The organism is Pimelobacter sp. 30-1 (assembly GCF_018831735.1).
Taxonomy (GTDB): Bacteria; Actinomycetota; Actinomycetes; order Propionibacteriales; family Nocardioidaceae; genus Nocardioides.
Map to the genome: position 1 here is coordinate 342,474 of NZ_NHTS01000006.1, position 24,906 is coordinate 367,379.

A 24,906-nucleotide genomic window follows, 5' to 3' on the forward strand; every position below is an offset into this window, starting at 1 on the left:
CTCAGTGCAGGGCGGATCCCGCGACGTAGTCCTTCCACGGGATGTTCCAGTCGCCGTAGCCGTTGTCGGGCTCCATCGGCCGGTCCGTGCCGGTGTAGGTCACCACGTCGCCGCGCCGGGTCATGTCGTAGAGCCAGCTCGCGTTGTCGGTGCTCAGGCCGGTGCAGCCGTGCGAGACGTTGGCGCGCCCCTGGGAGCCGACCGACCACGGGGCGGCGTGGATGAACTCACCGGAGTTGGTCAGCCGCATCGCCCAGCGCACGTCGTTGATGTCGTAGGCCTCGGCCGAGCCCTGCGGGATGCCGACGGTCTCGGAGTTCATCCGCCGGGTGGCGAACTTCTCCATGATCACCTTGACGCCCGAGCGCGTCGTGAAGCCGGGCTTGCCGGTCGTGATCGGCAGCGTGCGCAGCAGCTTGCCGTTGGAGAAGACCTTCATCTGGTGAGTCGCGGCGTTGACCTTGTAGACGTGGGCGTCACCGACCTTGAAGTCGACCTTGCGGTCCTCCTGGCCGTAGATACCGCCGCCGGCCGCGACCCCGTTGATGCCGATGTCGACGCTGACCTTGGTGCCGGCCTTCCAGTACGCCTTGGGCCGCCAGTGCGCGACCGTGTCGCTCACCCAGCGCCAGGAGCCCTGCTGGACCGGCGTCGTGGCGACCTTCATGTGCCGCTCGAAGCTCGCCTTGTCGGTGACCGGAAGGTCGAAGGTGACGATGACCGGCATACCGATGCCGACCGTCTCGCCCTGCAGCGGCGCCACCGACGGGTAGGTCTGCTGGTCGAGGCTCAGCGCCTGGGTCGTGAACGAGGAGATGTTCTCGACCTGCTTGCCGTCGCCGTTCTGGGCCGTGGCCCGGACCCGGTAGCGCACGCCCGGCTCGAGCCCGCCCGTGGACACCCAGCGGGAACCGTCGGCGACCAGCCGCCCGCTCACCTTGCCGGCCTTGGAGCGGACCACGACGTCGGTGATCTTGCCGTGCTCGGCACTGACCTTGACCACCTTGTCGACCGGCACGCCGCTCGCCTTGTCGGCCACGTTGGTGCTCAGCACCGCCTCGGTCGCGGCCGCAGCGGTCGTCTTGTCGTCGGACCCACCGCCGCCCGTGGGCGAGAAGCCGGAACCGTCGCACGCGGCGGCCAGGACGGCGACCGTCACGAGGACGGCCGCGGCGCGCAGCACGCGCGAGCGACGGGGAGCGGCGGGGAAGGGCACCGAGAAAGCGTAACCGGCACCACCACGAAATCCCGTGATGATGCACGTCGGCGGTGTCACACCAGGGTGTGACACCGCCGACAGGAGGCCGGCAGCGTGTCGAGAGGCGCCGCTCGGGCAGCTTGCTGCCTTTCGGGCGCCGAAGACACGCTCGGCCCAGTCAATCAGTGAGCGTAGTTTCCGCGGTAGTACTCGAAGACCCAGCCGCTGACCGCGACCGCACCGAGCACGAACCCGATGATCATCAGCCACCACGCGAGCACGGCGACCGAGAACACGATCAGGCCCAGGGTGAGCGCGCACCAGAACGGCCACCACGAGTACGGCGGGAAGAAGCCGAGCTCGCCCGCGCCGTCGGCGATCTCGCCGTCCTTGCGGTCCTCGGGACGGGCGTCCATCCGCTGGGCGTGGAACCCGAGGTAGAGGGTGACCATCGCGCACAGCAGGGTGGTCATGACCAGGGCGGAGGTACCGGTCCAGTCGGCGCCGTGGTCGCTGGCGTCGGTGATGAACCAGTAGGCGGGGCTGACCAGGACCAGGAAGACCGTGGTCACGCCGAAGATCCAGGCTTCGATCTTCATCAGGCGTCGGTTCCCTTCGTGCCGGCCAGCTCGGCGGCCGGCTCGTCGTCGTACATCTCGATGGCGGCGATCTCCGGGTGGTGAAGGTCGAACGCGGGCGACTCCGACCGGATCCGCGGGATCGAGTGGAAGTTGTGGCGCGGCGGCGGGCAGCTCGTGGCCCACTCCAGCGACCGGCCCCAGCCCCACGGGTCGTCGGTGTTGACCAGCGGGCCCTTGCGGGAGACGTAGACGTTGTAGAAGAAGGGCAGGAGCGAGGACGCCAGGACGAAGGCGCCGATCGTCGAGACCTGGTTCATGAACTCCCAGCCGTCACCGGGCAGGTAGTCGGCGTAGCGACGCGGCATGCCCTCGATACCCAGCCAGTGCTGGATGAGGAAGGTGGTGTGGAAGCCGATGAACAGCAGCCAGAAGTGGATCTTGCCGAGGCGCTCGTCGAGCATCCGTCCGGTGAGCTTGGGCCACCAGAAGTAGAAGCCGGCGAACATCGCGAAGACGACCGTGCCGAACACCGTGTAGTGGAAGTGCGCCACCACGAAGTAGGAGTCGGAGACGTGGAAGTCGAGCGGCGGGCTGGCCAGGATGATGCCCGTCAGACCACCGAAGAGGAAGGTCGTCAGGAAGCCGATCGACCACAGCATGGGGGTGTCCATGCGGACTGATCCGCCCCACATCGTGCCGATCCAGTTGAAGAACTTGACGCCCGTTGGGACGGCGATCAGGAAGGTCATGCCGGAGAAGAACGGCAGGTTGACCGCGCCGGTGACGAACATGTGGTGCGCCCACACCGCCACCGAGAGGATCGCGATGCCGAGCGTCGCGCCGACCAGGCCGATGTAGCCGAAGATCGGCTTGCGGCTGAAGACCGGCAGGATCTCGGAGATGATGCCGAAGAACGGCAGGGCGATGATGTAGACCTCTGGGTGCCCGAAGAACCAGAACAGGTGTTGCCAGAGGATCGCACCACCGTGCGAGCTGTCGAAGACATGGGCCCCGATCTGGCGATCGGCCTCGAGCGAGAGCAGCGCGCCGGCCAGGATCGGGAAGGCGACCAGCACGAGGATCGCGGTGATCAGCACGGTCCACACGAAGATCGGCATCCGGAACATGGTCATGCCGGGGGCCCGCATGCAGATGATCGTGGTGATGAAGTTGACCGCACCGAGGATGGTGCCGAGACCACCCATCCACAGACCCATGATCCACAGGTCGCCGCCCACGCCGGGGCTGTTGACCGAGTCGGACAGCGGCGTGTAGGCGAACCAGCCGAACGACGCGGCACCGCCCGGCGCAAGGAAGCCGGCGCCGGCGATGAGGCCACCGAACAGGTACAGCCAGTAGCTGAACATGTTGAGGCGCGGGAACGCGACGTCGGGTGCGCCGATCTGGAGCGGCATGATCGCGTTGCCGAAGCCGAAGAACAGCGGCGTCGCGAACAGCAGCAGCATGATCGTGCCGTGCATGGTGAAGAGCTGGTTGTAGAGCTCCTCGTTGACCAGCTGGCTGCCCGGGTAGGCGAGCTCGGAGCGGATCAGGAGCGCCATGATGCCGCCGGCGATGAACCAGGCCATGGCGGTGACGAAGTAGAGGTTGCCGATCAGCTTGTGATCGGTCGTCGTCATGATGCGGACCAGCTGCTGGCCCAGCGGCTTGCGCTGGGAGAGGTCCGTGGAGCGCGCGAGAGTAGTCACTCGTGGCCTCCCTCGTCGTCGGTGATCAGTTCGGTGGAGTACTTGCCACCCTGGACCGGACCCTCGGAGACGTTCTGCGGGTTCTCCGCCAGGTCGGCGAGGTAGGCCTCGTACTCGGCCTCGGTGACGACCTTCACGTTGAAGAGCATCCGCGAGTGGTAGGCGCCGCACAGCTCGTAGCACTTGCCGGCGTACTCGCCGGTCTCGGTCGGCTTGACCTGGTACGAGTTGTTGTTGCCCGGCACGACGTCCATGCGCATGGCGAAGGCCGGCACGCCGAAGTTGTGGATGACGTCGGGGCTGTAGAGCTGGAACTCCACGGTCTTGTCGACCGGGATCACCAGGGTGGGGATGTCCTCACCGGTGCCCGCGACGAAGACGTTGGTGCCCTCAGGGGTCTGCACCGAGTCGGGGTAGTTGAAGGTCCACTGCCACTTCTGGCCGACGACCTTGACCACCACGTCCGGCTGCGCGTGCTCGAGTGCGATGTTCTGCACGCGCACGGTCTGGGAGAAGAACGCGATCACCATGATGACCGGGAAGATCGTGTAGAAGATCTCGATCGGCAGGTTGTACCGGGTCTGCACCGGGACCTCGTCGTCGCTACGACGACGGAACCACAGCGGGACGCCGATGATCAGCGCCCAGGTGATCACACCGACGACCAGCGCAGCGATCCACGCGCCCTGCCACAGCTGCAGGATGTGCGTGCCCTGCTCGGAGACGATCTTCGGCATGCCGAAGCGCTCCCACTGGGTGTCAGTGGAGCAACCGGACAACGCGGCCGCGAGTACGACGAATCCGGCGAGCGGGATCGTGCGACGGAATCGTCGCTGCGCTCCACGCGTGCGCTCGGGGTGCCACCAGCCCACGAACGAGCCTTCCTCTCGAGGGTCAGAACTACTGCGAACAGTAGCGGAGAGCGGCTCTGGGCGGCGCGCGGGGTGGGTCCTAGAGCGCGCGTCGCACCCGTCCTGAGCGTAGCCACGCCCCCCAAGCGGGGCCCGGGGCTCTCCTCTAGGGTCGGAGCGTGAGCAGCACCCCCGAGGTCTACCTCGACGCCGCCTCCTCCGAGCGGCTCCACCCGGCCGCCCGCGACACGCTCGCGGCCGCCCTGGAGCGGGGGTACGCCGACCCGCGGCGCCTGCACCGCGCCGGCCGGGACGCCCGCCTGCTCCTCGACAACGCGCGCGCCGTGGTCGCCGACGCCCTGGGCGTGCGCGCCGACGAGGTCGGCTTCACCGCCTCGGGCACCGACGCGGTGCACCGCGGCCTGCTGGGCCTGACCACGGCCACCGGGCGCGACGGGATCGTGCACAGCGCGGTCGAGCACTCCGCGGTCCTGCACGCGGCCGCGTGGCGACCCTCCCCCGCCACCGCGAGCGTCGGGGTCGACGCCCGGGGCCGGGTGGACCTCGCGGCGCTCGCCGCGGCCGCCGGACGGCCCGGGGTGGGCGCCGTGGCGCTCCAGGCGGCCAACCAGGAGGTCGGCACGCTCCAGCCGGTCGACGAGGCCGAGGTGCCCGACGGCGTACCGCTGCTGGTGGACGCGGCCGCGGCCGTGGGCCACGTACCGCTCCCCCGGCGCTGGTCGGTGCTGACCGCGTCGGCGCACAAGTGGGGCGGGCCGGCGGGCGTCGGCGTGCTCGTCGTACGACGGGGGACGCGGTGGACCCAGCCGTTCCCCGGCGACGACGGCCTCGAGGAGCTCGGCGGCTTCCCCAACGTCCCGGCCGCGCTGGCCGCGGCGGCGGCGCTCCAGGCGGTGCTCGCCGAGCGCGAGGAGGTCGCGGCGCGGCAGTTCCGCCAGGTCGAGACGATCCGGGCCGTTGCCGCGGCGCTGCCCGACACCGAGGTGGTGGGCGATCCCGAGGCCCGACTGCCCCACCTGGTGACCTTCTCGTGCCTCTACGTCGGCGGCGACGAGATCGTCGACGAGCTGGCCCGGCGCGGCTTCGGCGTGGCGAGCGGCTCGGCCTGCACGGCGTCCACGCTGGAGCCGAGCCACGTGCTGGCCGCGATGGGCGCGCTCACCCACGGCAACGTGCGGGTCTCGCTGACCCGGGAGACGACCGACGAGCAGGTCGCCGCCTTCGGCGCGGCGCTCGGCGAGGCGGTCGGCGCGATCCGGGCGAGGGCCGGGCTGTGATCGAGATCGACTGCCGCGACCTGCCCTGCCCGCGCCCGATCATCGAGCTGGCCAAGGCGCTGCCGGACGTCGCCGTGGGCGACCTGCTGGCCGTGGTGGCCCACGACCCCGCCGCCCGGTACGACGTACCGGCGTGGTGCCGGATGCGCGGCCAGGAGTACGTCGGCGAGGAGCGCGCCGCGGACGGCGCGCCCCGCTACGTCGTGCGCCGGCTCACTTGACGAACGCGGCGACCTCGTCGGCCGGCGCGTCGCCGTAGGAGAGGCGGACCCGGTCGACGAACTGCTCGGCGGTGAAGTCGTACTCCTGGGTGCCGACGGTCTCGACGACGTAGGCCGCGAGGACGCAGCCGACCTGGGCGGCCCGCTCGAGCGAGGTGCCCCACGAGAGCGCGGCGAGGAAGCCGGAGCGGAAGGCGTCGCCGACACCGGTCGGCTCGACCGCGGCCACGTCCTTGGCGGCGGCGACCTCGAACGAGGTGCCGTCGTTGGTGGTGACCCGGACGCCGTCCTTGCCGAGGGTCGTCACCTGGATGCCGACGCGGGCCAGCACCTCGTCGGAGGTCCAGCCGGTCTTCTTCTCGATGACGTGCGACTCGTACTCGTTGGAGAACAGGATCGCCGCACCGTCGATGAGCTCGCGGATGAGGTCGCCCTCGGCGAAGGCGAGCTGCTGGGAGCAGTCGGCGATGAAGGCGTAGCCGCGCTGGCGGCACTCCTCGGTGTGGCGCTTCATCGCCTCGGGGTCGTCGGCGCCGATGAGGACGTACATCGGCGTACCGACGCGCTCGACGATCGGCAGCAGCTCGATCTGGCTGGCCTCGCTCATCGCGCCCGGGTAGAACGAGGCGAACTGGGCCATCGTGGTGTCGGTGGTGCACACGAAGCGGGCGGTGTGCTTGTGGTCGGAGATGTGGACCGAGTCACAGTCGACGCCGTTGCGCTCGAGCCAGGAGCGGTAGTCGGCGAAGTCCTCGCCCGCCGCGCCGACCAGGACCGGGCGCAGGCCCAGCCGGGCCAGGCCGAAGCACATGTTGGGGGCGACACCGCCGCGGCGGATCTCGAGGTCGTTCACCAGGAACGAGACCGACAGCTTGTCCAGCTGGTCGACCACGAGGGAGTCGGCGAACTTGCCGCCGAAGGTCATGAGGTGATCGGTCGCGATCGAGCCGGCGATCAGGAGGGAGCCCGTGGGTGCAGTCACGACACGGAACATTAACCGAGCCGTCGCGGTCCTGACCCGCGATCCCACTGGGTCTACCCGGGGGTAACGCCTACCGTCGGCATATGTCGTCCTACGAAGAGCTCGCCGCCCCCGCCGACCTGCACGCCGACTGCGAGGCCGTGAGCCGCCGGCTGGCCGAGGCCGCGGTCAAGGCGACCCGTCCGGCGCCCAGCATCCACTTCGACGAGCTGCCCCGCGAGACCCCCAAGCGCGAGATCGAGATCAGCGAAGCCGCCCAGCGCCTCGCCAACGCGCTGCACCTGCACCTGGACTGACGAAGTGCGGGGGTTGCTCCCCCGAAATGCGGAACGCGCCCCGGGCAACCGGGGCGCGTTCCGCATTTCGGGGGAGCAACCCCCGCACTTCGTCAGTTGAACGAGTCACCGCACGCGCACGAACCCGTGGCGTTGGGGTTGTCGATCGTGAAGCCCTGCTTCTCGATGGTGTCGACGAAGTCGATGACCGCACCGTTGAGGTAGGGCACGCTCATCCGGTCGACGACGACGGCCACACCGTCGAAGTCGGTGACGACGTCACCGTCGAGGGTGCGCTCGTCGAAGAAGAGCTGGTAGCGCAGGCCCGAGCAACCGCCGGGCTGCACCGAGATGCGCAGCGCGAGGTCGTCACGCCCCTCCTGCTCGAGCAGGCTCTTGACCTTGGTGGCCGCCACCGGGCTCAGGTTGATCTGGTCCTCACGGCGGTCGAGGTCCACGGGGGTCGCGACGGTCGTGGTCGCGCCGTGGGCGTCGTGGCTGTTGCCGCCTCCGCAGCAGGCGTCGCTCATGCTCACTCCAGGTGTGTCAGGCTGTGTAGCCGAAGGGTGTTCGACTAGCCCAATGGTCGCACAGTGTTGGTTATTCCCCCCACACGAGCACCGGCTTGACCACGGCACCGGACTTCGAGTCGGCGACGGCGTCGGCGATCTTCTCGAACGGGTACGTCGTGACCAGGTGGTCCACGTCGAGCCGCCCGGCCTCGCGCAGCGCGATCAGCTCGGGGATGGTGACCAGCGGGTCGGCCTCGCCCTCGATCGAGGAGCGGACGATCTTGCCGGACTGGAGCAGGTCGATCGCGTCGATCGTGTACTCCGGCGCGCCCAGGCCGAGCGCGACGAGCATGCCCCGCGAGCGCAGCGAGTGCTGCGCCTGGAGCACCACGGCCGGGATGGCCGTGGTGTCGATCGCGTACGCCGCTCCCCCGCCGGTCAGCGCCTTGACCTGCTCCTCGACCGGGCCGGCCGCCTCGTCGGCCGGGTCGATCGCGTGGGCGCCGTAGCCCTCGGCGAGCTCGCGGCGGGCCGCGACCGGGTCGACGGCGACGACGGTCTCGACGCCCGCGCCGCGGGCCGCGGCCACGGCGGCCAGGCCGACCGCACCGGCGCCGAACACGACGATCGGGCGGTCGGGGGTCGCGTCGAGGACGTTGAGCACCGTGCCGGCGCCGGTCTGGAAGCCGCAGGCGAACGGGGCCAGCCGGGTCAGGTCGAGGGACTTGTCGACGACGACGCAGTTGTCGGCGTACGCGAGGGCGTGGCGGGCGAAGCTCGACTGGCCGAAGAAGCTGCCGAACACGGTCTGCTCGCCGCGCTTCATCGTGGTCGAGCCGTCCGCGCGCATGCCCATGTAGTTGAGCAGCAGCGACTGCTCGCAGTAGCCGACGTCGCCAGCCTGGCAGGGTCCGCACGCACGGCAGGAGCGGAAGCTCAGCACGACGTGGTCACCCACCGCGATGCCGCTCACGCCCGCACCGACCTTCTCGACGACACCGGTGCCCTCGTGGCCCACGACGGTCGGCAGCATCTCCTGCGGCAGCATCGTCGGGACGGTCAGATCGGTGTGGCACAACCCGGTCGCGACGATCCGGACGAGCACCTCGTCGTCGCGGGGCTCCTCGAGCTCGACGTCGGCGACGACGAAGTCGCCCCCGGGCTCCTCGACGAGGTAGGCAGTGGTCTTCACGCGTCACGCTCCAGCCAGAAGTAGTAGAGGTCGTCGATCCCGAACGTCCCGGCGAGCTTGCCGTTCATGATCCCCATGACGGTGTCGTCATCGACCTTCTTGAAGTGGTCGAAGACCGGCATCTTGTCGTAGACCATCGTCGCCGTGACCTCGCCACGGAACCCGACGGACCACAACGAGGCCTCCCCACCGCCCCCGGCGGCGAGGTTGGAGTAGAGCTCTCCGTCCTCGCCCCGGCACACCAGCGGCACCGCCTCGAGCGCGCTGTCGAAGCGCTTGCCGTGCCAGCGCACCTGCTCCAGCACGGTGCTCGCGACGTGGCCGGTGGCGAAATCGCCGCCGTGCCAGGCCCCGAGCATCTCCTCGACCTCGACGGTGGCGAGGTCGGCCCACAGGGCGTCGAGATCGGCGGGTTCGGCCCGCTCGGCGGCCCGCAGGTCGTCGAAACGGGTTCGGATGTCGGTCACGCCGAGCAATCTAGAACACGTTCCACCTCTTGGCGAGGGGTCACGAGGACCAGGTGCGCGCCACCCGCGCGGCCAGCTCGCTCAGCGAGCCGACCGGGTCGCCGTAGGCCCGGCTCTCCCCCACCGCCTCGACCAGCGAGTACGCCGCGTCCATGCCCAGCGCGCGCATCTCGCGCGAGCCGACCAGCACCTGCCCGGCGAGCGCCACGCAGGGGCGCAGCGCCTCGGCGGCGACCGCGGCGACGCCGGCCGGGACCTTGCCGGCCCGGCTGCTGAAGTCGAAGGCACCCTCGCCGGTGATGACCAGGTCGGCCGCCTTGGCCTGCTCGGCGAGGTCGACGGCCTCGGCGACCAGCTCGATGCCGGAGACCCGGTGCCCGCCGAGCAGCAGCAGTGCGAAGCCCAGGCCGCCGGCCGCGCCGGCGCCCGGCTCGAGCGCCAGGCGGCGGTCGGTGGCGGCGGCGAGCTGCTCGAGGTAGCGGTCCATGACCGCCTGGGTGTCGTCGTCGAGCCCCTTCTGCGGCCCGAAGGTCTTGGCGGCGCCGAAGAGCCCGGTCAGCGGGTTGTCCACGTCGGTCGCCGCGACCAGCTCGACGCCGTCGACCAGACTGCGGGCGATGCCGAGGTCGACCTCGGTGATGCCGTCGAGGAAGATCCCGCCGACGTCGAGCGAGACGTCGGCGTCGGCACCGAGCGCGGCGAGGAGGCCGGCACCGCCGTCGATGGTGCCGGAGCCGCCGAGGCCCACGACCACCCGGCGGGCGCCGGCGTTGATGGCGGTGAGCACGAGCGTCCCGACGCCGACGGTGGTGCCGAACTCGCCGAGCTCGCCGCGGGTCAGGTGGATGCCGCACGCCTGCGCGCTCTCGACGTACGCCGTGTCGCCGACGAGCAGCAGCGTCGCCGGGACCTCGTCCCCCGAGGGCGACTCGACCGTCACGGCGAGCAGGTCGCCCCCGAGCGAGGCGTGCAGGACGTCGACGAAGCCGGGGCCGCCGTCCGACATCGGGGCGAGCACGACCTCGTCGTCGGGCGCGTGCCGGTGCCAGCCGGCCGCGATCGCCTCGGCGGCCTCGACCGCCGTCAGGGTGCCCGCGAACTTGTCGGGGGCGACCAATATCCGCATGCGGCCCATCATGGTGGACCCGTACCGTCCCCGGTGTGCACATCCGCCCCATGTCGCCCGAGGACGTCCCCGCCGCCGAGCAGATCAGCGCCGACGCCTTCTTCGAGCTCGACCTGGCCCTGCGTGCCGTCACCGAGCCCCTGCCCGAACGACGCAACGCGGAGCGCGGGGCGGGCTGGATCGCCCGGACCCGGCGCTTCCTCGAGACCGACCCCGGCGGCTGCTGGGTCGCCGAGGACGCCGGCGAGGTCGTCGGCCTGGCCACGAGCATCCGGCGCGAGCACGTGTGGTGCCTGGTGACCTTCGCCGTGCGGCCCACCCTCCAGGGCGCCGGGATCGGCGCCCGGCTCCTCGACGCGGCCCAGCAGCACGGCACCGGCTGCCCGCGGGCGATGCTGTCGGCGTCGGCCGACCCGCGCGCCGCCCGGCGCTACCACGCCGCCGGCTTCGCCCTGCACCCCCAGCTGCGGCTCAGCGGCGCCGTCGACCGGAGCGCGCTGCCGGCCGTGACCGGGCTGCGCGCGGGCCGGTCCGAGGACCTCGAGTGGATGGACGAGATCGACCGGCACCACCGCGGCGGCCCGCACAGCGCCGACCACGACGCCCTCGGCGGCGACGAGGCCCTCGTCGTGGCGGCCGACCGGAGCGGCTACGCCTACGCCAGCGCGAGCAAGCTGACCCTGCTGGCCGCCCGCGACGAGGCCACCGCGCGCGACCTGCTCTGGGAGTGCCTGGCCCGCTCCGGCGAGGGCTTCCTCGCCGGGCACGTCACCACCGCCAACGGGTGGGCGGTCGACGTCGGGCTGGCCGCGCGCCTCGAGCTCACCACCCGCGGCTACCTCGGGCTGCGCGGGATGGCGCCCCCGGCGCCGTACCTGCACGACGGGGCGCTGCTCTGAACGAGCAGGGCCAAACTAGGATGAGGCCATGACCACCGTGGACCTTCCACTGCTGCCGCTCGGCCGGGGTACCGACCCGCTCTCCGAGCGTGGTGTCGAGTGTCCGGGCGACCTGCCCGCCGCCTCCGACCCCGACCTGGTCGCGCGTGCCCGCGCGGCCAAGGAGAAGCTCGGCGACAAGCTGTTCGTGCTGGGCCACCACTACCAGCGCGACGAGGTCATCCAGTTCGCCGACGTCACCGGCGACTCCTTCAAGCTCGCCCGCGACGCGGCCGCGCGCCCGGACGCCGAGTACATCGTCTTCTGCGGCGTGCACTTCATGGCCGAGTCCGCCGACATCCTCACCGGCCCCGACCAGAGGGTCATCCTGCCCGACCTCGCGGCCGGCTGCTCGATGGCCGACATGGCCCGTATCGCCCAGGTCGAGAAGGCCTGGGAGGCGCTCGCCGCGGCCGGCGTCCAGGACGTCGTCGTCCCGGTCACCTACATGAACTCCAGCGCCGCGATCAAGGCGTTCTGCGGCCGCAACGGCGGCGTCGTGTGCACCTCGTCCAACGCCGAGGTCGCCCTCGACTGGGCCTACGCCCAGAAGGGCGAGGACACCAAGGTCCTCTTCCTGCCCGACCAGCACCTCGGGCGCAACACCGCCGTGCTCAAGCTCGGCTACTCCCTCGACGAGTGCGTCGTGTGGAACCCCCACAAGCCCAACGGCGGCCTGAGCGCCGACGAGCTCGCCCAGGCCAAGATCATCCTCTGGAAGGGCCACTGCTCGGTGCACGGCCGGTTCTCGGCCGACGTGATCGACGAGCTGCGCGTCAAGGTCCCCGACCTCAACGTGATCGTGCACCCCGAGTGCCAGCACGAGGTCGTGCTCAAGGCCGACCAGGTCGGCTCGACGGAGTACATCATCAAGACGATCGAGGCGGCGCCGGCCGGTTCGAGCTGGGCGATCGGCACCGAGCTCAACCTCGTCCAGCGCCTCAAGAACGCGCACCCGGACAAGAACATCATGTTCCTCGACCGCAACGTCTGCTACTGCTCCACGATGAACCGGATCGACCTGCCCCACTTCGTGTGGGCGCTGGAGAACCTGGTCGAGGGCGTCGTGGTCAACCAGATCGAGGTCGACCCGCAGACCGAGGCCGACGCGCTGACCGCGCTGCAGCGGATGCTCGACCTGCCGGGCAAGGCGCACCGTGACTGAGAGCGCCACCGACGTCCTGCCCGCCTGCCCTGCGTGCGGGGGTGAGTTCACCTACGCGATGGGCGACCTCATGGTCTGCCCCGAGTGCGCCCACGAGTGGTCGCCTGCCGAGGTGGCGGCCGCGGCCGACGAGGCCGCGGCGGCCGGCGTCGTCCGCGACGCGAACGGCACGCCCCTCGCCGACGGTGACGACGTGATCGTCGTCAAGGACCTGCCCGTCAAGGGCGCCCCCAAGCCGATCAAGTCCGGCACCAAGGTCCGCGCCATCCGGATCGTCGACCCCGCCGACCGCGTCGGCGACCACGACATCGACTGCAAGGTCGACGGGTTCGGCCCGATGCAACTGAAGTCCAGCCTGGTCAGGAAGGCCTGAGCGTGTTCAAGCGCACCAAGACCCCCGTCGAGTCCGAGCAGCCGGCGGTCGTCAAGCCCGGCGGCAAGGGCCGGCCCACGCCGACGCGCAAGGAGGCCGAGGCCGCCGCCAAGGCGCGCAACAAGGCCCCGCGCGACAAGCGTGAGCTCGCCAAGAAGCAGCGCGAGTACCGCGCCGAGAACAGCCGCAAGATCCGCGAGGGCATGAAGAAGGGCGACGAGCGCTACTTCCTGCCCCGCGACAAGGGCCCGGTCCGGCGCTTCATCCGCGACTTCGTCGACACCCGCTTCTCCCTGGTCGAGATGGTCATCCCGCTGATGCTGGTCGGGCTGATGCTCGGCTACACCGGCAACTCCGCGCTCGCCCGGGCCAGCAGCATGATCCTGCTCGCCACCGTGCTGTTCGTCGTGGGCGACATGCTCCTGCTGCGCTTCAAGGTGCGCCGCGAGCTCAAGCGCCGCTTCCCGGACGAGCCGCTCAAGGGCACCACCTACTACACGCTGACCCGGGCGATGCAGATGAAGTTCATGCGCCTGCCCAAGGCCCGCGTCAAGATCGGCCAGCCGCTGCCCGACGACTACGACAAGTAGTCCTCGTCCGTTCCGCCCACCCCGGCAGCCAAGCATGCGTTAGGTTGCCGGGCGTGAAGGTCATCGCCGCGCTGCACGCGCCCGTGCCGGGGCTGGGCGCCGCCCTGCTCTCCCCCGCGTTCCGTGCCCAGGCCGCCGCGGCCGGCGCGTCGCGGCTCCAGGTGAACCTGGACGACGACGCCGTCGCGCCCGCGATGCGCTTCGGCCCGGGCACGCCGATCACCGCCGTGGTCTCCGCCTGGGGCCTCACCGACCCCGCCGCCCTGCTGGACGCCGTCCGCGCGCTCGACGCGGACGCCGACGCCTGGCAGGTCGACGAGCGCGAGCCGCTCGTGCCGCCCGTCGTACCGGAGGGGGAACGGGCGGACGCGCTGGCCAACATCGCCTTCCTGCGCCGCCCGGCGGCGATGGCGCACGAGGCCTGGCTCCGCGACTGGCTGGAGCGGCACACCCAGGTCGCGATCGACACCCAGGGCACGTTCGGCTACGTCCAGAACCCGGTCGTGGAGCACCTGACTCCCGGTGGCCGGGACGTCGCTGGGATCGTCGAGGAGCTCTTCCCGATGGCCGCGCTCAGCGACCAGCACGCGTTCTACGGCAGCGGCGGGGACCAGGCCGAGCTGGACCGCCGGTTCACCGCCCTCATGGAGAGCTGCGCCCGCTTCGGCGCCTCCGACGGGCTCGACCTGGTGCCCACCAGCCGCTACGCGTTCGCGCTCTGAGGCGCTAGCACGACTCGCGCTGACCAACCGAGTCGGCCTTCTCCACGAGCCTTGACCAAACCTGTCCTTCGGAGCGACACTGGTAGACAACCAGGTGGACGCACCCGGACCGATTGCTCAAGCAGTACGACCACCCGCGGAGTGCCGTTGGGGGCAGGGATCGCTGGGCCGGGCTCCGACAGCCTGGACAGCGACATCCCTGGGGAAGTGCCGCCGTCGAGACCGCGCGTGCCAGTGGCCCGTCCCCCACCCCCAAGGACCGACAGAAACCTCGCGGGCGACCGACCCAACCGAGAGCGAGGAAACCAATGCACATGACAGGAAGACAGCCCGACTCAGCCACCGGCACCAGAACTCCACGGCTGGTCGGAACCACAGCCGCCCTCGGCCTCGTCGCGCTGCTGGCTCTCATCTTCACGGGACTCCAGCCGGCCGCAGCCACGTCCGACTCCAGGCTGCCCAGCACTGCGTCTTTCCGTTCTGGCGCGGCACTCGCCGGCGCCAGCTACAACAACAAGCTGCCGTACGAGTCCGGTTGCGGGTCCGGCGCGTACGTCATCACGTCTAAGGCGATCATGGGCGGCACCGCGAGCATGGTCTACTCACCGAGGTGCCAGACCAACTGGATCGAGTGGTGGGGCCCCAAGCGTCTGATCAAGAAGAAGATGGTCCCGGGGTTCCAGGACAACGCGGCGGGTCAGACCGCGTGGGAGAACGACGTGGCGACGTGGTCGTACAGCCGCATGCTCTATGCACCTGGGAACACCAAGGTCACCGGATCGTTCTACATCTTCCCTGGGACCCAGCCGACCAGCTCGCAGTGGTGGCAGGTTCGCTGCGGGGCCAGGTGCGATTGGATCCATGTCAACTAGCTCTTCGTCCGGATCGCGGCGTCTGAGGTTCACGAGAACTCGCCGGTGTGCTCGCGCGTGCGGTCGCGCGAGCACACCGGCTGCTAGCCGAGGATCTCCGAGCGGCGCGGCGACCTCGTCAGCGCCGGGTCGGTGGTGACGACGCCCTCGAGCACCCGGTCGATCGCCGCGAGCGTGTCGGCGTCGAGGCGGACCCCGGCGGCCTTGACGTTCTCGGTGACCTGCTCGGGCCGGCTGGCGCCGATGATGGCCGCGGAGACGTTGTCGTTCTGCAGGACCCAGGCCACGGCGAGCTGGGCGAGGGTCAGGCCCGCGCCCTCGGCGATGGGGCGCAGCTGCTGGACCCGCTCCAGGACGTCGTCGCGCAGCCAGCGGCTGATGTCGTTGGCGCCGCCCTTGTCGTCGGTGGCCCGGGAGCCGGCCGGCGGGGGCTGACCGGGCAGGTACTTGCCGGTGAGCACGCCCTGGGCGATCGGCGACCAGACGATCTGGCCGATGCCGAGCTCGCGGCAGGTGGGGACCACCTCGGACTCGATGACGCGCCAGAGCATGGAGTACTGGGGCTGGTTCGAGATCAGCGGGACCCGCAGCTCGCGCGCCAGGTCCGCCGCGGCGCGGATCTCCTCGGCCCGCCACTCCGAGACGCCGATGTAGAGCGCCTTGCCGGCGCGCACGACGTCCGCGAACGCCAGCATCGTCTCCTCGAGCGGCGTCTCGTGGTCGTAGCGGTGGGCCTGGTAGAGGTCGACGTAGTCGGTGCCGAGCCGGCGCAGCGAGCCGTCGATCGACTCCATGATGTGCTTGCGCGAGAGGCCGTGGTCGTTGTGCTTGCCGGGGCCGGTGGGCCAGAAGACCTTGGTGAAGATCTCGAGCCCGGCGCGCCGCTCGCCGGCCAGGGCCTTGCCCAGGACGGTCTCGGCGGCGGTGTTGGCATAGACGTCGGCGGTGTCGAAGGTGGTGATCCCCTCGTCGAGGGCCTGGCGCACGCAGGCGAGCGCGGCGTCCTCCTCGACCTGGGAGCCGTGGGTGATCCAGTTGCCGTAGGCGAGGGCCGAGATCCTCAGACCGCTCGCGCCGAGGTTGCGCATCTCCATGGTCCCGACCCTAGTGCGCTGCACCACACCGGCGCCCTGACAGACTGCGGACCATGGTCGTTGCCGACGTCTCCGTGCGGGTCGCCTGGCCCGCCGACGCCCCCGGGATCGCCGCCGTCCAGCTGCGCGCCTGGCAGGAGCGGTACGACGGCGGGGCGGGCCTCGACGCCGACACCCTCGCCGCCGCGTGGCGCCAGTCCCTGTCCCGCCCGCCCGAGGCCCGGCACCGGGCGCTGGTGGCGCTCGCGGGCGCCGAGGTGGTCGGCTTCGCGCTGACCGGCCCCAACCCCGACCCCGATGCCGACCCGGCCGCCGACGGCGAGATGACCGAGTTCACCGTCGACCCCGGCGCCACCCGCGCCGGCCACGGCTCACGCCTGCTCCAGGCGTGCGTCGACACGCTCGCCGCCGACGGCTTCACCCGCGCGGTGAGCTGGGCCGACGCCACCGACGACGTGCTGCGCGCCTTCCTGACCAGCGCCGGCTGGGCACCCGACGGGGCCAGCCGCGAGCTCGCCGACGAAGCCGGCACCCACGTGAAGCAGGTGCGGCTGCACACCGCGCTGGCGTGAGCCCGTGGAGCAGCAGACCCGCCGGACCGTCGTCCGCGACAGCCTCGGGGTGGCGATCGCCACCGGTACCTACGGCCTGAGCTTCGGCGCGGTCGCGGTCACCTCGGGCCTCGACGTCTGGCAGACCTGCGCGCTGTCGCTGGTGATGTTCACCGGCGCCTCGCAGTTCGCGCTGGTCGGGGTGCTGGGCTCCGGCGGCACTCCCCTGGCCGGCGCGTTCGCCGCGCTGCTGCTCGGGACCCGCAACACGCTCTACGGGCTCCGGATGGCGCCCCTGCTCGGCTACCGCGGCTGGCGCCGGGCCGCCGCCGCCCACGTCCTCATCGACGAGTCGACCGCGATGGCGGTCACCCGGCCCGACCGGGACCTCGCCCGGACCGGCTTCCTCACCACCGGCGCGACCATCTTCGTGCTCTGGAACCTCACCACGCTCGTCGGCGCCGTCGCCGGCGAGCAGCTCGGCGACCCGCGCGACCTCGGCCTCGACGCGGCCGTCGGCGCCGCCTTCCTCGCCCTGCTCTGGCCGCGCCTGACCACGCCCCTGCTGCGCGCCGTGGCCGTGCTGGCCGCCCTCGTCGCCGCCGGCGCGGTGACGGTGACCCCGGCCGGCGTACCGGTGCTCGTGGCGGCGGGCGTCGCCGTCCTCGTGGGGGTGCTGAAGAGATGATCTGGTGGGCCGTCCTCGGCGCCGGCATCGGCTGCTACCTGCTCAAGCTCGCCGGGCTCTCGGTGCCGGCCCGGGTGCTGGGCAACCCGCTCGTCGCCCGGATCGCCGAGCTCATCCCGGTCGCGCTCCTGGCCGCGCTGGTCGCCGTCCAGGTGCTCGCGGCGCCGTCAGGACGCGCGCTCGTGCTCGACGCCCGGGCGGCCGCGCTGGGCGTCGCGGTGCTGCTCCTGCTGGCCCGGGCGCCGTTCCTGGTCGTGGTGTTCGGCTCGGCGGCCGCGGCGGCCCTGCTCCGGCTGCTCTAGTCCGGCTCCGCCCGGGTCCGGCTCAGCCCAGGTCGAGGAAGTGCTCGAGGCCGACGGTGAGCCCCGGGAAGTCCCCGATCCGGCGCACCCCGGTCAGCACGCCGGGCGTGAAGGAGACCCGGTCGAGCGAGTCGTGCCGGATGGTCAGCGTCTCGCCCAGGCCGCCCAGGATGACCTCCTGGTGGGCGACCAGCCCGCGGACCCGGACGCTGTGGACCCGGACGCCGTCGACGTCGGCGCCGCGCGCGCCGTCGAGGCCGGTGCTGGTCGCGTCGGGCATGGGGTCGCAGCCGGCGTCGCGGCGGGCGGCGGCGATGAGCTCGGCGGTGCGGCCCGCCGTACCGCTGGGGGCGTCGGCCTTGGTCGGGTGGTGCAGCTCGACGACCTCGACCGACTCGAAGAAGGGGGCGGCGACGGCGGAGAACCTCATCATCAAGATCGCGCCGATCGAGAAGTTCGGGGCGATCAGGACGCCGGTGCCGGGGCGGTCGGCGAGCCAGCCGCGCAGCGTGGCGAGGCGCTCGTCGTCGAAGCCCGTGGTGCCGACGACGGCGTGGATGCCGTGGTCGATGCAGGAGCGCAGGTTGTTCATCACCACGTCGGGATGGGTGAAGTCGACGACCACCTGGGTCCCCGACTCGTGCAGGGCGGCGATGTCGTCGCCGGCATCGACGCCGACGGTGAAGTCGAGGTCGGCGGCCGCCTCGACGGCTCGGACGACCTCGGCTCCGACCTTGCCACGGGCGCCCAGCACCCCGACTCGAAGGCGGTCTCCAGCGGTGTTCTCCGCGACACGTGACGTCACGGGACCAAGGTAGTGCGTCGGCTCGGGCGACGTTCTGGCAGGCTGACCCCCATGGTGAACAAGATCCCGGCCCGGATCCGGTGGGCGGTGGACTTCATGGACGTCCAGCCCAACGACCACGTGCTGGAGATCGGCTGTGGGAACGGCGCTGCCGCGGACCTCATCTGCCGGCGTCTCGAGGGCAAGGGCAAGATGTTCGCCATCGACCGATCCGAGGCCGGTGTCGACCGCACGAAGGCCCGCTGCGCCGCTCATATCGAGGCCGGCAAGCTCACGGTCCGCCAGATCGACCTGGCCACCCTGCGGGTGCCGGTCAAGCGGCTGACCAAGGTGTTCGCCTTCGACGTGAACCTGTTCTGGGTACGCGACGCGGCCGAGGAGATCGCGCTGCTCCACGAGCGGCTCATGCCTGGCGGCTCGGTGAACCTGTTCTTCGACACCACCCGGCCCGAGCAGGTCTCCGACATCCTCGCCAAGGCCTCCGAGCAGCTGCGCGACGGCGGTTTCCGGGTCTACATCGTGGACTCCAAGATGCCGCCGGTGATCGGCATCATCGGCCGTCGCTGAACCTGACGAAACGGCGATCCGTTCAGGTTTTGTTAACCTGCTGGGGCAGCACGCCCGAACCCGGGCTGATCTGACTCTCGGACAAATCACGAATACTTCGGGGTCCTCATCACGACTCCCCCTCCTGCCGGACGGCCGGGGGCCCGGGCGTGCGCACGGACTGTGCGTGAGAGACCCCAGGAGTGACGTGAGCGAACCGAAGAGCACCAACAACGGCCATCAGCCCCGACGGTCGCGGGCGGCCGCCGAGCTGGCCGAGGCCCTCAGCAGCCCCGCGGCGGACGTCGTACCGCACCCGGCGCTGGACCTGTCCATCGACCAGGGCACCGAGCCCGAGGACCCGCCCCGGCGCGGGATCGACCCGATCGTCTTCGGGTGCGCGGCCGCCGTCAGCATCGGCTTCGTTGTGTGGGGCCTGCTCGGGACGGACTCGCTCGCCGAGGCCTCCTCCCGGGCCCTCGACTGGGTGATGACCAACACCGGCTGGCTGTTCGTGCTGACCACGAGCGGCTTCGTCGTCTTCGTCATCTGGCTGGCGATGAGCAAGTACGGCACCATCCCGCTCGGCCGCGACGACGAGGAGCCGGAGTTCAAGACCGTCTCGTGGATCGCGATGATGTTCAGCGCAGGCATGGGCATCGGCCTGATGTTCTACGGCGTCAGCGAGCCGCTGTCGCACTTCGTCACCCCGCCCCCGGGCACCGGCGGGGACGCCGACGCCGCGGCGGAGACCGCGATGGCGACCACGATGTTCCACTGGACCCTGCACCCGTGGGCGATCTACGCCGTCGTGGGCCTCGCGATCGCCTACGGCGTCTACCGCAAGGGCCGCGTCCAGCTCATCTCGGCCGCCTTCGCCCCGCTCCTGGGCCGGCGCGCCTCGGGCGGCGCGGGCCGGGTGATCGACATGTTCGCGATCTTCGCGACCCTGTTCGGGTCCGCGACCTCGCTCGGCCTCGGCGCCCTGCAGATCAGCAGCGGCTTCGAGATCGTCGCCGACATCGGCCCGCTCGGCAACGGCGCGCTCGTGCTCATCATCACCGTGCTGACCGTCGCCTTCGTGCTCTCGGCCGTCTCCGGCGTCGCCAAGGGCATCCAGTGGCTCTCCAACATCAACATGGTGCTGGCGCTCGTGCTCGCCCTGTTCCTGTTCGTGGTCGGCCCGACCGTGTTCATCCTCAACCTGGTGCCGACCTCGCTCGGCAGCTACGTCCAGGACCTCGCCATGATGGCCGCCCGCACGGGCGCCGAGGGTCCGGACACCGAGGCCTGGCTGAGCTCGTGGACGGTCTTCTACTGGGCCTGGTGGCTCTCCTGGACGCCGTTCGTCGGCATGTTCATCGCCCGGATCTCCCGCGGCCGCACGATCCGCCAGTTCGTCACCGGCGTGCTGCTGGTGCCGAGCGTGGTCAGCGTGCTGTGGTTCTGCATCCTCGGCGGCACCGCCATCGACCTGCAGAAGAACGGCACCGACATCGCCGGCGCCGGCGGCCTCGAGGCCCAGCTGTTCGGCACCCTCGACGCGCTGCCGCTCGCGACCGTCGCGATCGTGCTGGTGATGCTGCTGGTGGCGATCTTCTTCGTCTCCGGCGCCGACGCCGCCTCGATCGTGATGGGCAGCCTGTCCGAGCACGGCACGACCGAGCCGCGTCGTACGGTCGTGATCTTCTGGGGCGTCGCCACCGGGGCCGTCGCGGCGGTGATGCTGCTCGCGGGCGGTGAGGATGCGCTCCAGGGCCTCCAGACGATCACCATCGTCGCGGCGCTGCCGTTCGTCCTGATCATGATCGGGCTGACGGTCTCGCTGATGAAGGAGCTGCGCCACGACCCGCTCGTCGTACGGCAGCGCTACGGCGCCGAGGCGATCGAGCAGGCGGTGATCACCGGCGTCACCGAGCACGGCGACGACTTCGCGCTCACGGTCGAGGCGAGCGAGCCCGTGCCGGAGGAGCCCACGGTGGTCGATCCCGAGCCCGAGCTCGAGACCACCGACCGCTGAGGTTTCAGGCCGGCCCGACGAGCGCGAGCAGCTCGGGCCGGCCGAAGACCTCGGCGGCGACCTCGCGGACCTGGTCCAGGGTGACGCCCTCGATCCGGGCGATCACCTCGTCGATGCCGAGCACCTCGCCGTTGACGAGCTCGTTCTTGCCCAGGCGCATCATCCGGGAGCCGGAGTCCTCCAGGCCCAGGATCATGCCGCCGACGAGCTGACCCTTGCCGCGGGTGAGCTCCTCGTCGGTGATGCCCTCGGCCGCGATGAGGGCGAGCTGCTCGCGGACCACGGCCAGCACCTCCTCGGTGCGGTCGGGCAGGCAGCCGACGGCGACGCCGACCAGGCCCGAGTCGGCGTAGTGGGCGGCGAAGGAGTAGACCGAGTAGGCCAGGCCGCGGTGCTCGCGGACCTCCTGGAAGAGCCGGCTCGACGTACCGCCGCCGAGGGCGGTGTTGAGCACGCCGAGGGCGTAGCGGCGCTCGTCGTCGCGGGTCAGGCCCTCGCAGCCGAGGACCAGGTTGACCTGCTCGAAGGGCCGGGTCACGTGACCCTCCCCCGCCTCCACCCGGGTACGACGGCGCGGAGCGGCGCCGCGCGGAGCGACGGGCGCCGCGACGGTGTCGAGCCAGTCGTGGCGGGCGAAGGCCTTCTTCACCGCCCGGACGACGGCCGTGTGGTCGACCGCGCCGGCCACGGAGATGACGGTGTTGGCCGGCACGTAGTGACGGCGGTAGAACCGCTTGATCTGGGCCGGGGTCATCGCCTCGATCGAGGCGTCGGTGCCCGCGATCGGGCGGCCCAGCGCGCTGTCCTCGCCCCAGGCGAGGGCGGCCAGCAGGTTCTGGACGACGTCGTCGGGGTCGTCGTCGTGCATGGCGATCTCGTCGAGGATGACGTCGCGCTCGGCGTCCACGTCGTGGGTGGCGATCACCGAGCCGGTGATCATGTCGCCCAGGACGTCGACCGCGAGCGGCAGGTCGTCGGAGAGCACCCGTGCGTGGAAGCAGGTGTACTCCTTGGCGGTGAAGGCGTTGAACTCACCGCCGACCGCGTCGAGCTCGATCGAGATGTCGAGCGCGGTGCGCTCGGTGGTCCCCTTGAACAGCAGGTGCTCGAGGAAGTGCGAGGCGCCGTGGGTCTTGGCGGTCTCGTCGCGCGAGCCGACACCGACCCAGACGCCGATGGACGCCGATCGGGCGCCGGCCATCTGCTCGGTCACGATCCGCAGGCCCGAGGCGAGCTGGGTGCGGCGGACCAGCGAGGTGACCTGACCGGTCTCGTCGCGGACGGTCTCCAGGGTGCGGGTGGAGGCCCGGGGAACGGCCGACGGCCGGTCAGCGGAACGCTGACCGGCCGTCGTGGTGCGGGTGGTGCTCACGCCTCGTCGGACTCCCCGGCCTCGGTCGCCTCGGCCGGCGCCTCGTCGGAAGCGGCCTCCTCGACCACGGGAACCAGCGAGAGCTTGCCGCGGTCGTCGATCTCGGCGATCTCGACCTGGAGCTTCTGGCCGACCGAGACGACGTCCTCGACGTTCTCGATCCGCTTGCCACCGGCCAGGGCGCGCAGCTTGGTGATGTGCAGCAGCCCGTCCTTGCCCGGCATCAGCGCGATGAAGGCACCGAAGTTGGTGATCTTCACGACCGTGCCGAGGTAGCGCTCGCCGACCTCGGGCATGGTCGGGTTGGCGATCGCGTTGACCGCCTGGCGGGCGGCCTCGGCAGCCTCGCCGTTGGTCGCACCGATGTAGACCGTGCCGTCGTCCTCGATGGACAGGGTCGCGCCGGTGTCGTCCTGGATCTGGTTGATGACCTTGCCCTTGGGCCCGATCACCTCGCCGATCTTGTCGACCGGCACCTTGACGGTGATGATCCGCGGGGCGTGGATCGACATCTCCTCGGGAGCGTCGATGGCCTCGCCCATGACCTCGAGGATCGCCAGACGGGCGTCCTTGGCCTGGTTGAGGGCCTTGGCGAGGACCTCGGCCGGGATGCCGTCGAGCTTGGTGTCGAGCTGGAGCGCGGTGACGAACTCCTTGGTGCCGGCGACCTTGAAGTCCATGTCGCCGAAGGCGTCCTCGGCACCGAGGATGTCGGTCAGCGCGACGTACTGCGTCTCGCCGTCGACCTCGCCGGAGATGAGGCCCATCGCGATGCCCGCGACGGCCGCCTTGAGCGGGACGCCGGCCTGGAGCAACGCCAGCGTGGACGCGCAGACCGAGCCCATCGAGGTGGAGCCGTTGGAGCCCATCGCCTCGGAGAGCTGACGGATCGCGTAGGGGAACTCCTCGCGGCTCGGCAGCACCGGCAGCAGCGCCCGACGCGCGAGCGCGCCGTGGCCGACCTCGCGGCGCTTCGGCGAGCCGACGCGGCCGGTCTCGCCGGTGGAGAACGGCGGGAAGATGTACTTGTGCATGTAGCGGCGCGACGTCTCCGGGGAGAGCGTGTCGAGCTGCTGCTCCATCTTGAGCATGTCGAGGGTGGTGACGCCCAGGATCTGGGTCTCGCCGCGCTCGAACAGCGCCGAGCCGTGGACCCGCGGGACGACGCCGACCTCGGCGTGCAGCGGACGGATGTCGGCCAGGCCGCGACCGTCGATGCGGATCTTGTCGCGCAGCACGCGCTCGCGCACGACCTGCTTGTTGACCGAGCGGAAGGCCGCGCCGATCTCCTTCTCGCGACCCTCGAACTGGCCGGCGAGCTTCTCGAGCAGCTCGGCCTTGAGCTCGTCGGTGCGCGCCTCGCGGTCCTGCTTGTCGCCGATGGTCATCGCCTCGACCAGGTCGGCCTTGGACGCGGCCTCGACGGCCTCGAAGACGTCGTCCTCGTAGTCGAGGAAGATCGGGAACTCCTGGACCGGCTTGGCGGCCACGTTGGCGAGCTCGACCTGGGCCTCGACCAGCTGCTTGATGAACGGCTTGGCAGCGTCCAGACCGCTGGCGACGACCTCCTCGGTCGGCGCCTGCGCACCGGAGGTGACCAGGCCCCACGACTGCTCGGTGGCCTCGGCCTCGACCATCATGATCGCGACGTCGCCGGTCTCGGTGACGCGGCCGGCGACGACCATGTCGAAGACGGCGTTCTCGAGCTGGCTGTGCGTCGGGAAGGCGACCCACTGACCCTCGATGAGGGCCACGCGGGTGGCGCCGACCGGGCCGGAGAACGGCAGGCCGGAGAGCTGGGTCGAGATCGACGCGGCGTTGATCGCCAGCACGTCGTACGGCGTGTCGGGGTTGAGCGCCATCACGGTGATGACGACCTGGACCTCGTTGCGCAGACCCTTCTTGAAGGTCGGGCGCAGCGGGCGGTCGATGAGACGGCAGGTGAGGATCGCGTCCTCGCCGGGACGACCCTCGCTGCGGAAGAACGAGCCGGGGATCTTGCCCGCGGCGTACATCCGCTCCTCGACGTCGATCGTCAGGGGGAAGAAGTCGAAGTGGTCCTTGGGGTGCTTCCCGGCGGTGGTCGCCGAGAGCAGCATGGTGTCGTCGTCGAGGTAGGCGGTCACCGAACCGGCGGCCTGGCGGGCCAGGAGGCCCGTCTCGAACTTGACGGTACGGGTGCCGAACTTTCCGTTGTCGAGAACGGTCTCGACGGCGGAGATGACGGGTTCAGTCAACGTTTGACTCTTTCGTTCGCGGTGCGATCCGCGACGCCCGCGTCGGTGATCGATCTTCGATCGAAGCCCGCCCTGCGGCTCGCGCGCGCAGAGAGGGCTACTACCGAGGATCGAAGGCGTGGTTGACGCGGATCGCTCCAGTGGTTGCTGTCTTCAGTTGTGGTTCAAGGCTGAATGTAGCGAAGGGACCCACCGTGGTGGTGGATCCCTTCGCTTCGA

Annotated in this window: 27 protein-coding genes; 14 read left to right on the top strand and 13 right to left on the bottom strand. The window is 70.8% G+C overall.

What is annotated here, in order from left to right:
- Nucleotide 1: 1 nt before the first annotated feature.
- The 4 genes from CCO04_RS16555 to coxB form a co-directional block, all read right to left on the bottom strand.
- Nucleotides 2-1,216 (bottom strand): Ig-like domain-containing protein, encoded by a 1,215-nt coding sequence (locus tag CCO04_RS16555; RefSeq protein WP_308281286.1) that lies wholly within the window; start codon nt 1,214-1,216, stop codon nt 2-4.
- Nucleotides 1,217-1,380: 164 nt separating this feature from the next.
- Complete coding sequence (locus tag CCO04_RS16560) at nt 1,381-1,797, bottom strand: cytochrome c oxidase subunit 4 (protein ID WP_215815233.1); 417 nt, start codon at nt 1,795-1,797, stop codon at nt 1,381-1,383.
- Nucleotides 1,797-3,419, bottom strand: coding sequence for a cytochrome c oxidase subunit I (ctaD, locus tag CCO04_RS16565; RefSeq protein WP_215815641.1), 1,623 nt, complete (start codon nt 3,417-3,419; stop codon nt 1,797-1,799). Before ctaD ends, CCO04_RS16560 begins: the two co-directional genes overlap by 1 nt.
- A 65-nt stretch (nt 3,420-3,484) precedes the next feature.
- Nucleotides 3,485-4,225, bottom strand: a complete 741-nt coding sequence (gene coxB, locus CCO04_RS16570) for a cytochrome c oxidase subunit II (protein ID WP_215815234.1) — start codon at nt 4,223-4,225, stop codon at nt 3,485-3,487.
- 293 nt (nt 4,226-4,518) lie between these two features.
- Here coxB and CCO04_RS16575 point away from each other — a divergent pair, with 293 nt between their 5' ends.
- Entirely contained in the window at nt 4,519-5,637 is a 1,119-nt protein-coding gene (locus CCO04_RS16575; protein ID WP_215815235.1) for an aminotransferase class V-fold PLP-dependent enzyme, read from the top strand.
- A complete protein-coding gene (locus CCO04_RS29845; RefSeq protein ID WP_308281287.1) occupies nt 5,634-5,858 on the top strand; it encodes a sulfurtransferase TusA family protein in 225 nt (74 codons plus the stop codon). Before CCO04_RS16575 ends, CCO04_RS29845 begins: the two co-directional genes overlap by 4 nt.
- Here the strand turns inward: CCO04_RS29845 and CCO04_RS16585 are convergent.
- The gene (locus CCO04_RS16585) at nt 5,851-6,840 is read right to left on the bottom strand and encodes a carbohydrate kinase family protein (protein WP_308220370.1); all 990 of its coding nucleotides are present in this window, start codon (nt 6,838-6,840) and stop codon (nt 5,851-5,853) included. The two genes, CCO04_RS29845 and CCO04_RS16585, sit on opposite strands and share 8 nt — an antisense overlap.
- Before the next feature lie 83 nt (nt 6,841-6,923).
- Here CCO04_RS16585 and CCO04_RS16590 point away from each other — a divergent pair, with 83 nt between their 5' ends.
- A complete protein-coding gene (locus tag CCO04_RS16590) occupies nt 6,924-7,136 on the top strand; it encodes a hypothetical protein (protein WP_215815237.1) in 213 nt (70 codons plus the stop codon).
- 92 nt (nt 7,137-7,228) lie between these two features.
- On the opposite strand, the gene erpA is transcribed toward CCO04_RS16590, so the two are convergent.
- The 4 genes from erpA to CCO04_RS16610 form a co-directional block, all read right to left on the bottom strand.
- Complete coding sequence (gene erpA / locus CCO04_RS16595; protein ID WP_252373353.1) at nt 7,229-7,645, bottom strand: iron-sulfur cluster insertion protein ErpA; 417 nt, start codon at nt 7,643-7,645, stop codon at nt 7,229-7,231.
- Between the two features lie 70 nt (nt 7,646-7,715).
- Complete coding sequence (locus CCO04_RS16600; RefSeq protein WP_215815238.1) at nt 7,716-8,819, bottom strand: NAD(P)-dependent alcohol dehydrogenase; 1,104 nt, start codon at nt 8,817-8,819, stop codon at nt 7,716-7,718.
- The gene (locus tag CCO04_RS16605; protein WP_215815239.1) at nt 8,816-9,286 is read right to left on the bottom strand and encodes a DUF4334 domain-containing protein; all 471 of its coding nucleotides are present in this window, start codon (nt 9,284-9,286) and stop codon (nt 8,816-8,818) included. The genes CCO04_RS16600 and CCO04_RS16605 overlap by 4 nt, the downstream gene beginning before the upstream one ends.
- Nucleotides 9,287-9,326: 40 nt before the next feature.
- Nucleotides 9,327-10,412 carry a glycerate kinase gene (locus tag CCO04_RS16610; protein WP_215815240.1) on the bottom strand — a complete coding sequence of 362 codons (1,086 nt, stop codon included), beginning with the start codon at nt 10,410-10,412 and terminating at the stop codon, nt 9,327-9,329.
- A gap of 35 nt (nt 10,413-10,447) precedes the next feature.
- On the opposite strand from CCO04_RS16610, the gene CCO04_RS16615 reads away from it, so the two are divergent.
- From CCO04_RS16615 to CCO04_RS16640, 6 genes are all read left to right on the top strand, one after another.
- Nucleotides 10,448-11,311 carry a GNAT family N-acetyltransferase gene (locus CCO04_RS16615; RefSeq protein WP_308281289.1) on the top strand — a complete coding sequence of 288 codons (864 nt, stop codon included), beginning with the start codon at nt 10,448-10,450 and terminating at the stop codon, nt 11,309-11,311.
- Nucleotides 11,312-11,339: 28 nt separating this feature from the next.
- Nucleotides 11,340-12,515: a quinolinate synthase NadA gene (nadA, locus tag CCO04_RS16620; RefSeq protein WP_215815241.1), complete on the top strand. Its 1,176-nt coding sequence runs from the start codon at nt 11,340-11,342 to the stop codon at nt 12,513-12,515.
- Nucleotides 12,508-12,888: a zinc ribbon domain-containing protein YjdM gene (locus CCO04_RS16625; RefSeq protein ID WP_308281290.1), complete on the top strand. Its 381-nt coding sequence runs from the start codon at nt 12,508-12,510 to the stop codon at nt 12,886-12,888. Before nadA ends, CCO04_RS16625 begins: the two co-directional genes overlap by 8 nt.
- A 2-nt stretch (nt 12,889-12,890) precedes the next feature.
- Complete coding sequence (locus CCO04_RS16630; RefSeq protein ID WP_215815242.1) at nt 12,891-13,478, top strand: DUF3043 domain-containing protein; 588 nt, start codon at nt 12,891-12,893, stop codon at nt 13,476-13,478.
- Nucleotides 13,479-13,531: 53 nt separating this feature from the next.
- Entirely contained in the window at nt 13,532-14,200 is a 669-nt protein-coding gene (locus CCO04_RS16635) for an EthD domain-containing protein (protein ID WP_215815243.1), read from the top strand.
- A gap of 314 nt (nt 14,201-14,514) precedes the next feature.
- Complete coding sequence (locus CCO04_RS16640; protein ID WP_215815244.1) at nt 14,515-15,072, top strand: DUF2690 domain-containing protein; 558 nt, start codon at nt 14,515-14,517, stop codon at nt 15,070-15,072.
- Between the two features lie 83 nt (nt 15,073-15,155).
- Here CCO04_RS16640 and CCO04_RS16645 read toward each other — a convergent pair whose 3' ends face one another.
- Nucleotides 15,156-16,166, bottom strand: a complete 1,011-nt coding sequence (locus CCO04_RS16645; protein ID WP_215815245.1) for an aldo/keto reductase family protein — start codon at nt 16,164-16,166, stop codon at nt 15,156-15,158.
- Between the two features lie 53 nt (nt 16,167-16,219).
- Here CCO04_RS16645 and CCO04_RS16650 point away from each other — a divergent pair, with 53 nt between their 5' ends.
- From CCO04_RS16650 to CCO04_RS16660, 3 genes are read left to right on the top strand one after another with little or no spacing between them, the layout of a single operon-like run.
- Entirely contained in the window at nt 16,220-16,738 is a 519-nt protein-coding gene (locus CCO04_RS16650) for a GNAT family N-acetyltransferase (protein ID WP_215815246.1), read from the top strand.
- A gap of 4 nt (nt 16,739-16,742) precedes the next feature.
- Nucleotides 16,743-17,405, top strand: a complete 663-nt coding sequence (locus tag CCO04_RS16655) for an AzlC family ABC transporter permease (RefSeq protein ID WP_215815247.1) — start codon at nt 16,743-16,745, stop codon at nt 17,403-17,405.
- Nucleotides 17,402-17,707 carry an AzlD domain-containing protein gene (locus CCO04_RS16660; RefSeq protein ID WP_215815248.1) on the top strand — a complete coding sequence of 102 codons (306 nt, stop codon included), beginning with the start codon at nt 17,402-17,404 and terminating at the stop codon, nt 17,705-17,707. Before CCO04_RS16655 ends, CCO04_RS16660 begins: the two co-directional genes overlap by 4 nt.
- A gap of 22 nt (nt 17,708-17,729) precedes the next feature.
- Here CCO04_RS16660 and dapB read toward each other — a convergent pair whose 3' ends face one another.
- Complete coding sequence (gene dapB, locus CCO04_RS16665; protein ID WP_215815249.1) at nt 17,730-18,512, bottom strand: 4-hydroxy-tetrahydrodipicolinate reductase; 783 nt, start codon at nt 18,510-18,512, stop codon at nt 17,730-17,732.
- Nucleotides 18,513-18,563: 51 nt separating this feature from the next.
- Between dapB and CCO04_RS16670 the strand changes: the two genes are divergently transcribed.
- Nucleotides 18,564-19,079 (top strand): trans-aconitate 2-methyltransferase, encoded by a 516-nt coding sequence (locus CCO04_RS16670; protein WP_215815250.1) that lies wholly within the window; start codon nt 18,564-18,566, stop codon nt 19,077-19,079.
- Nucleotides 19,080-19,266: 187 nt separating this feature from the next.
- The gene (locus CCO04_RS16675) at nt 19,267-21,078 is read left to right on the top strand and encodes a BCCT family transporter (protein ID WP_308281291.1); all 1,812 of its coding nucleotides are present in this window, start codon (nt 19,267-19,269) and stop codon (nt 21,076-21,078) included.
- Nucleotides 21,079-21,082: 4 nt separating this feature from the next.
- On the opposite strand, the gene CCO04_RS16680 is transcribed toward CCO04_RS16675, so the two are convergent.
- Nucleotides 21,083-22,450, bottom strand: coding sequence for a pitrilysin family protein (locus CCO04_RS16680; protein ID WP_215815251.1), 1,368 nt, complete (start codon nt 22,448-22,450; stop codon nt 21,083-21,085).
- On the bottom strand, nt 22,447-24,687 hold the full coding sequence (locus tag CCO04_RS16685; protein WP_215815252.1) for a polyribonucleotide nucleotidyltransferase: 2,241 nt from the start codon (nt 24,685-24,687) through the stop codon (nt 22,447-22,449). The genes CCO04_RS16680 and CCO04_RS16685 overlap by 4 nt, the downstream gene beginning before the upstream one ends.
- Nucleotides 24,688-24,906: the final 219 nt, after the last annotated feature.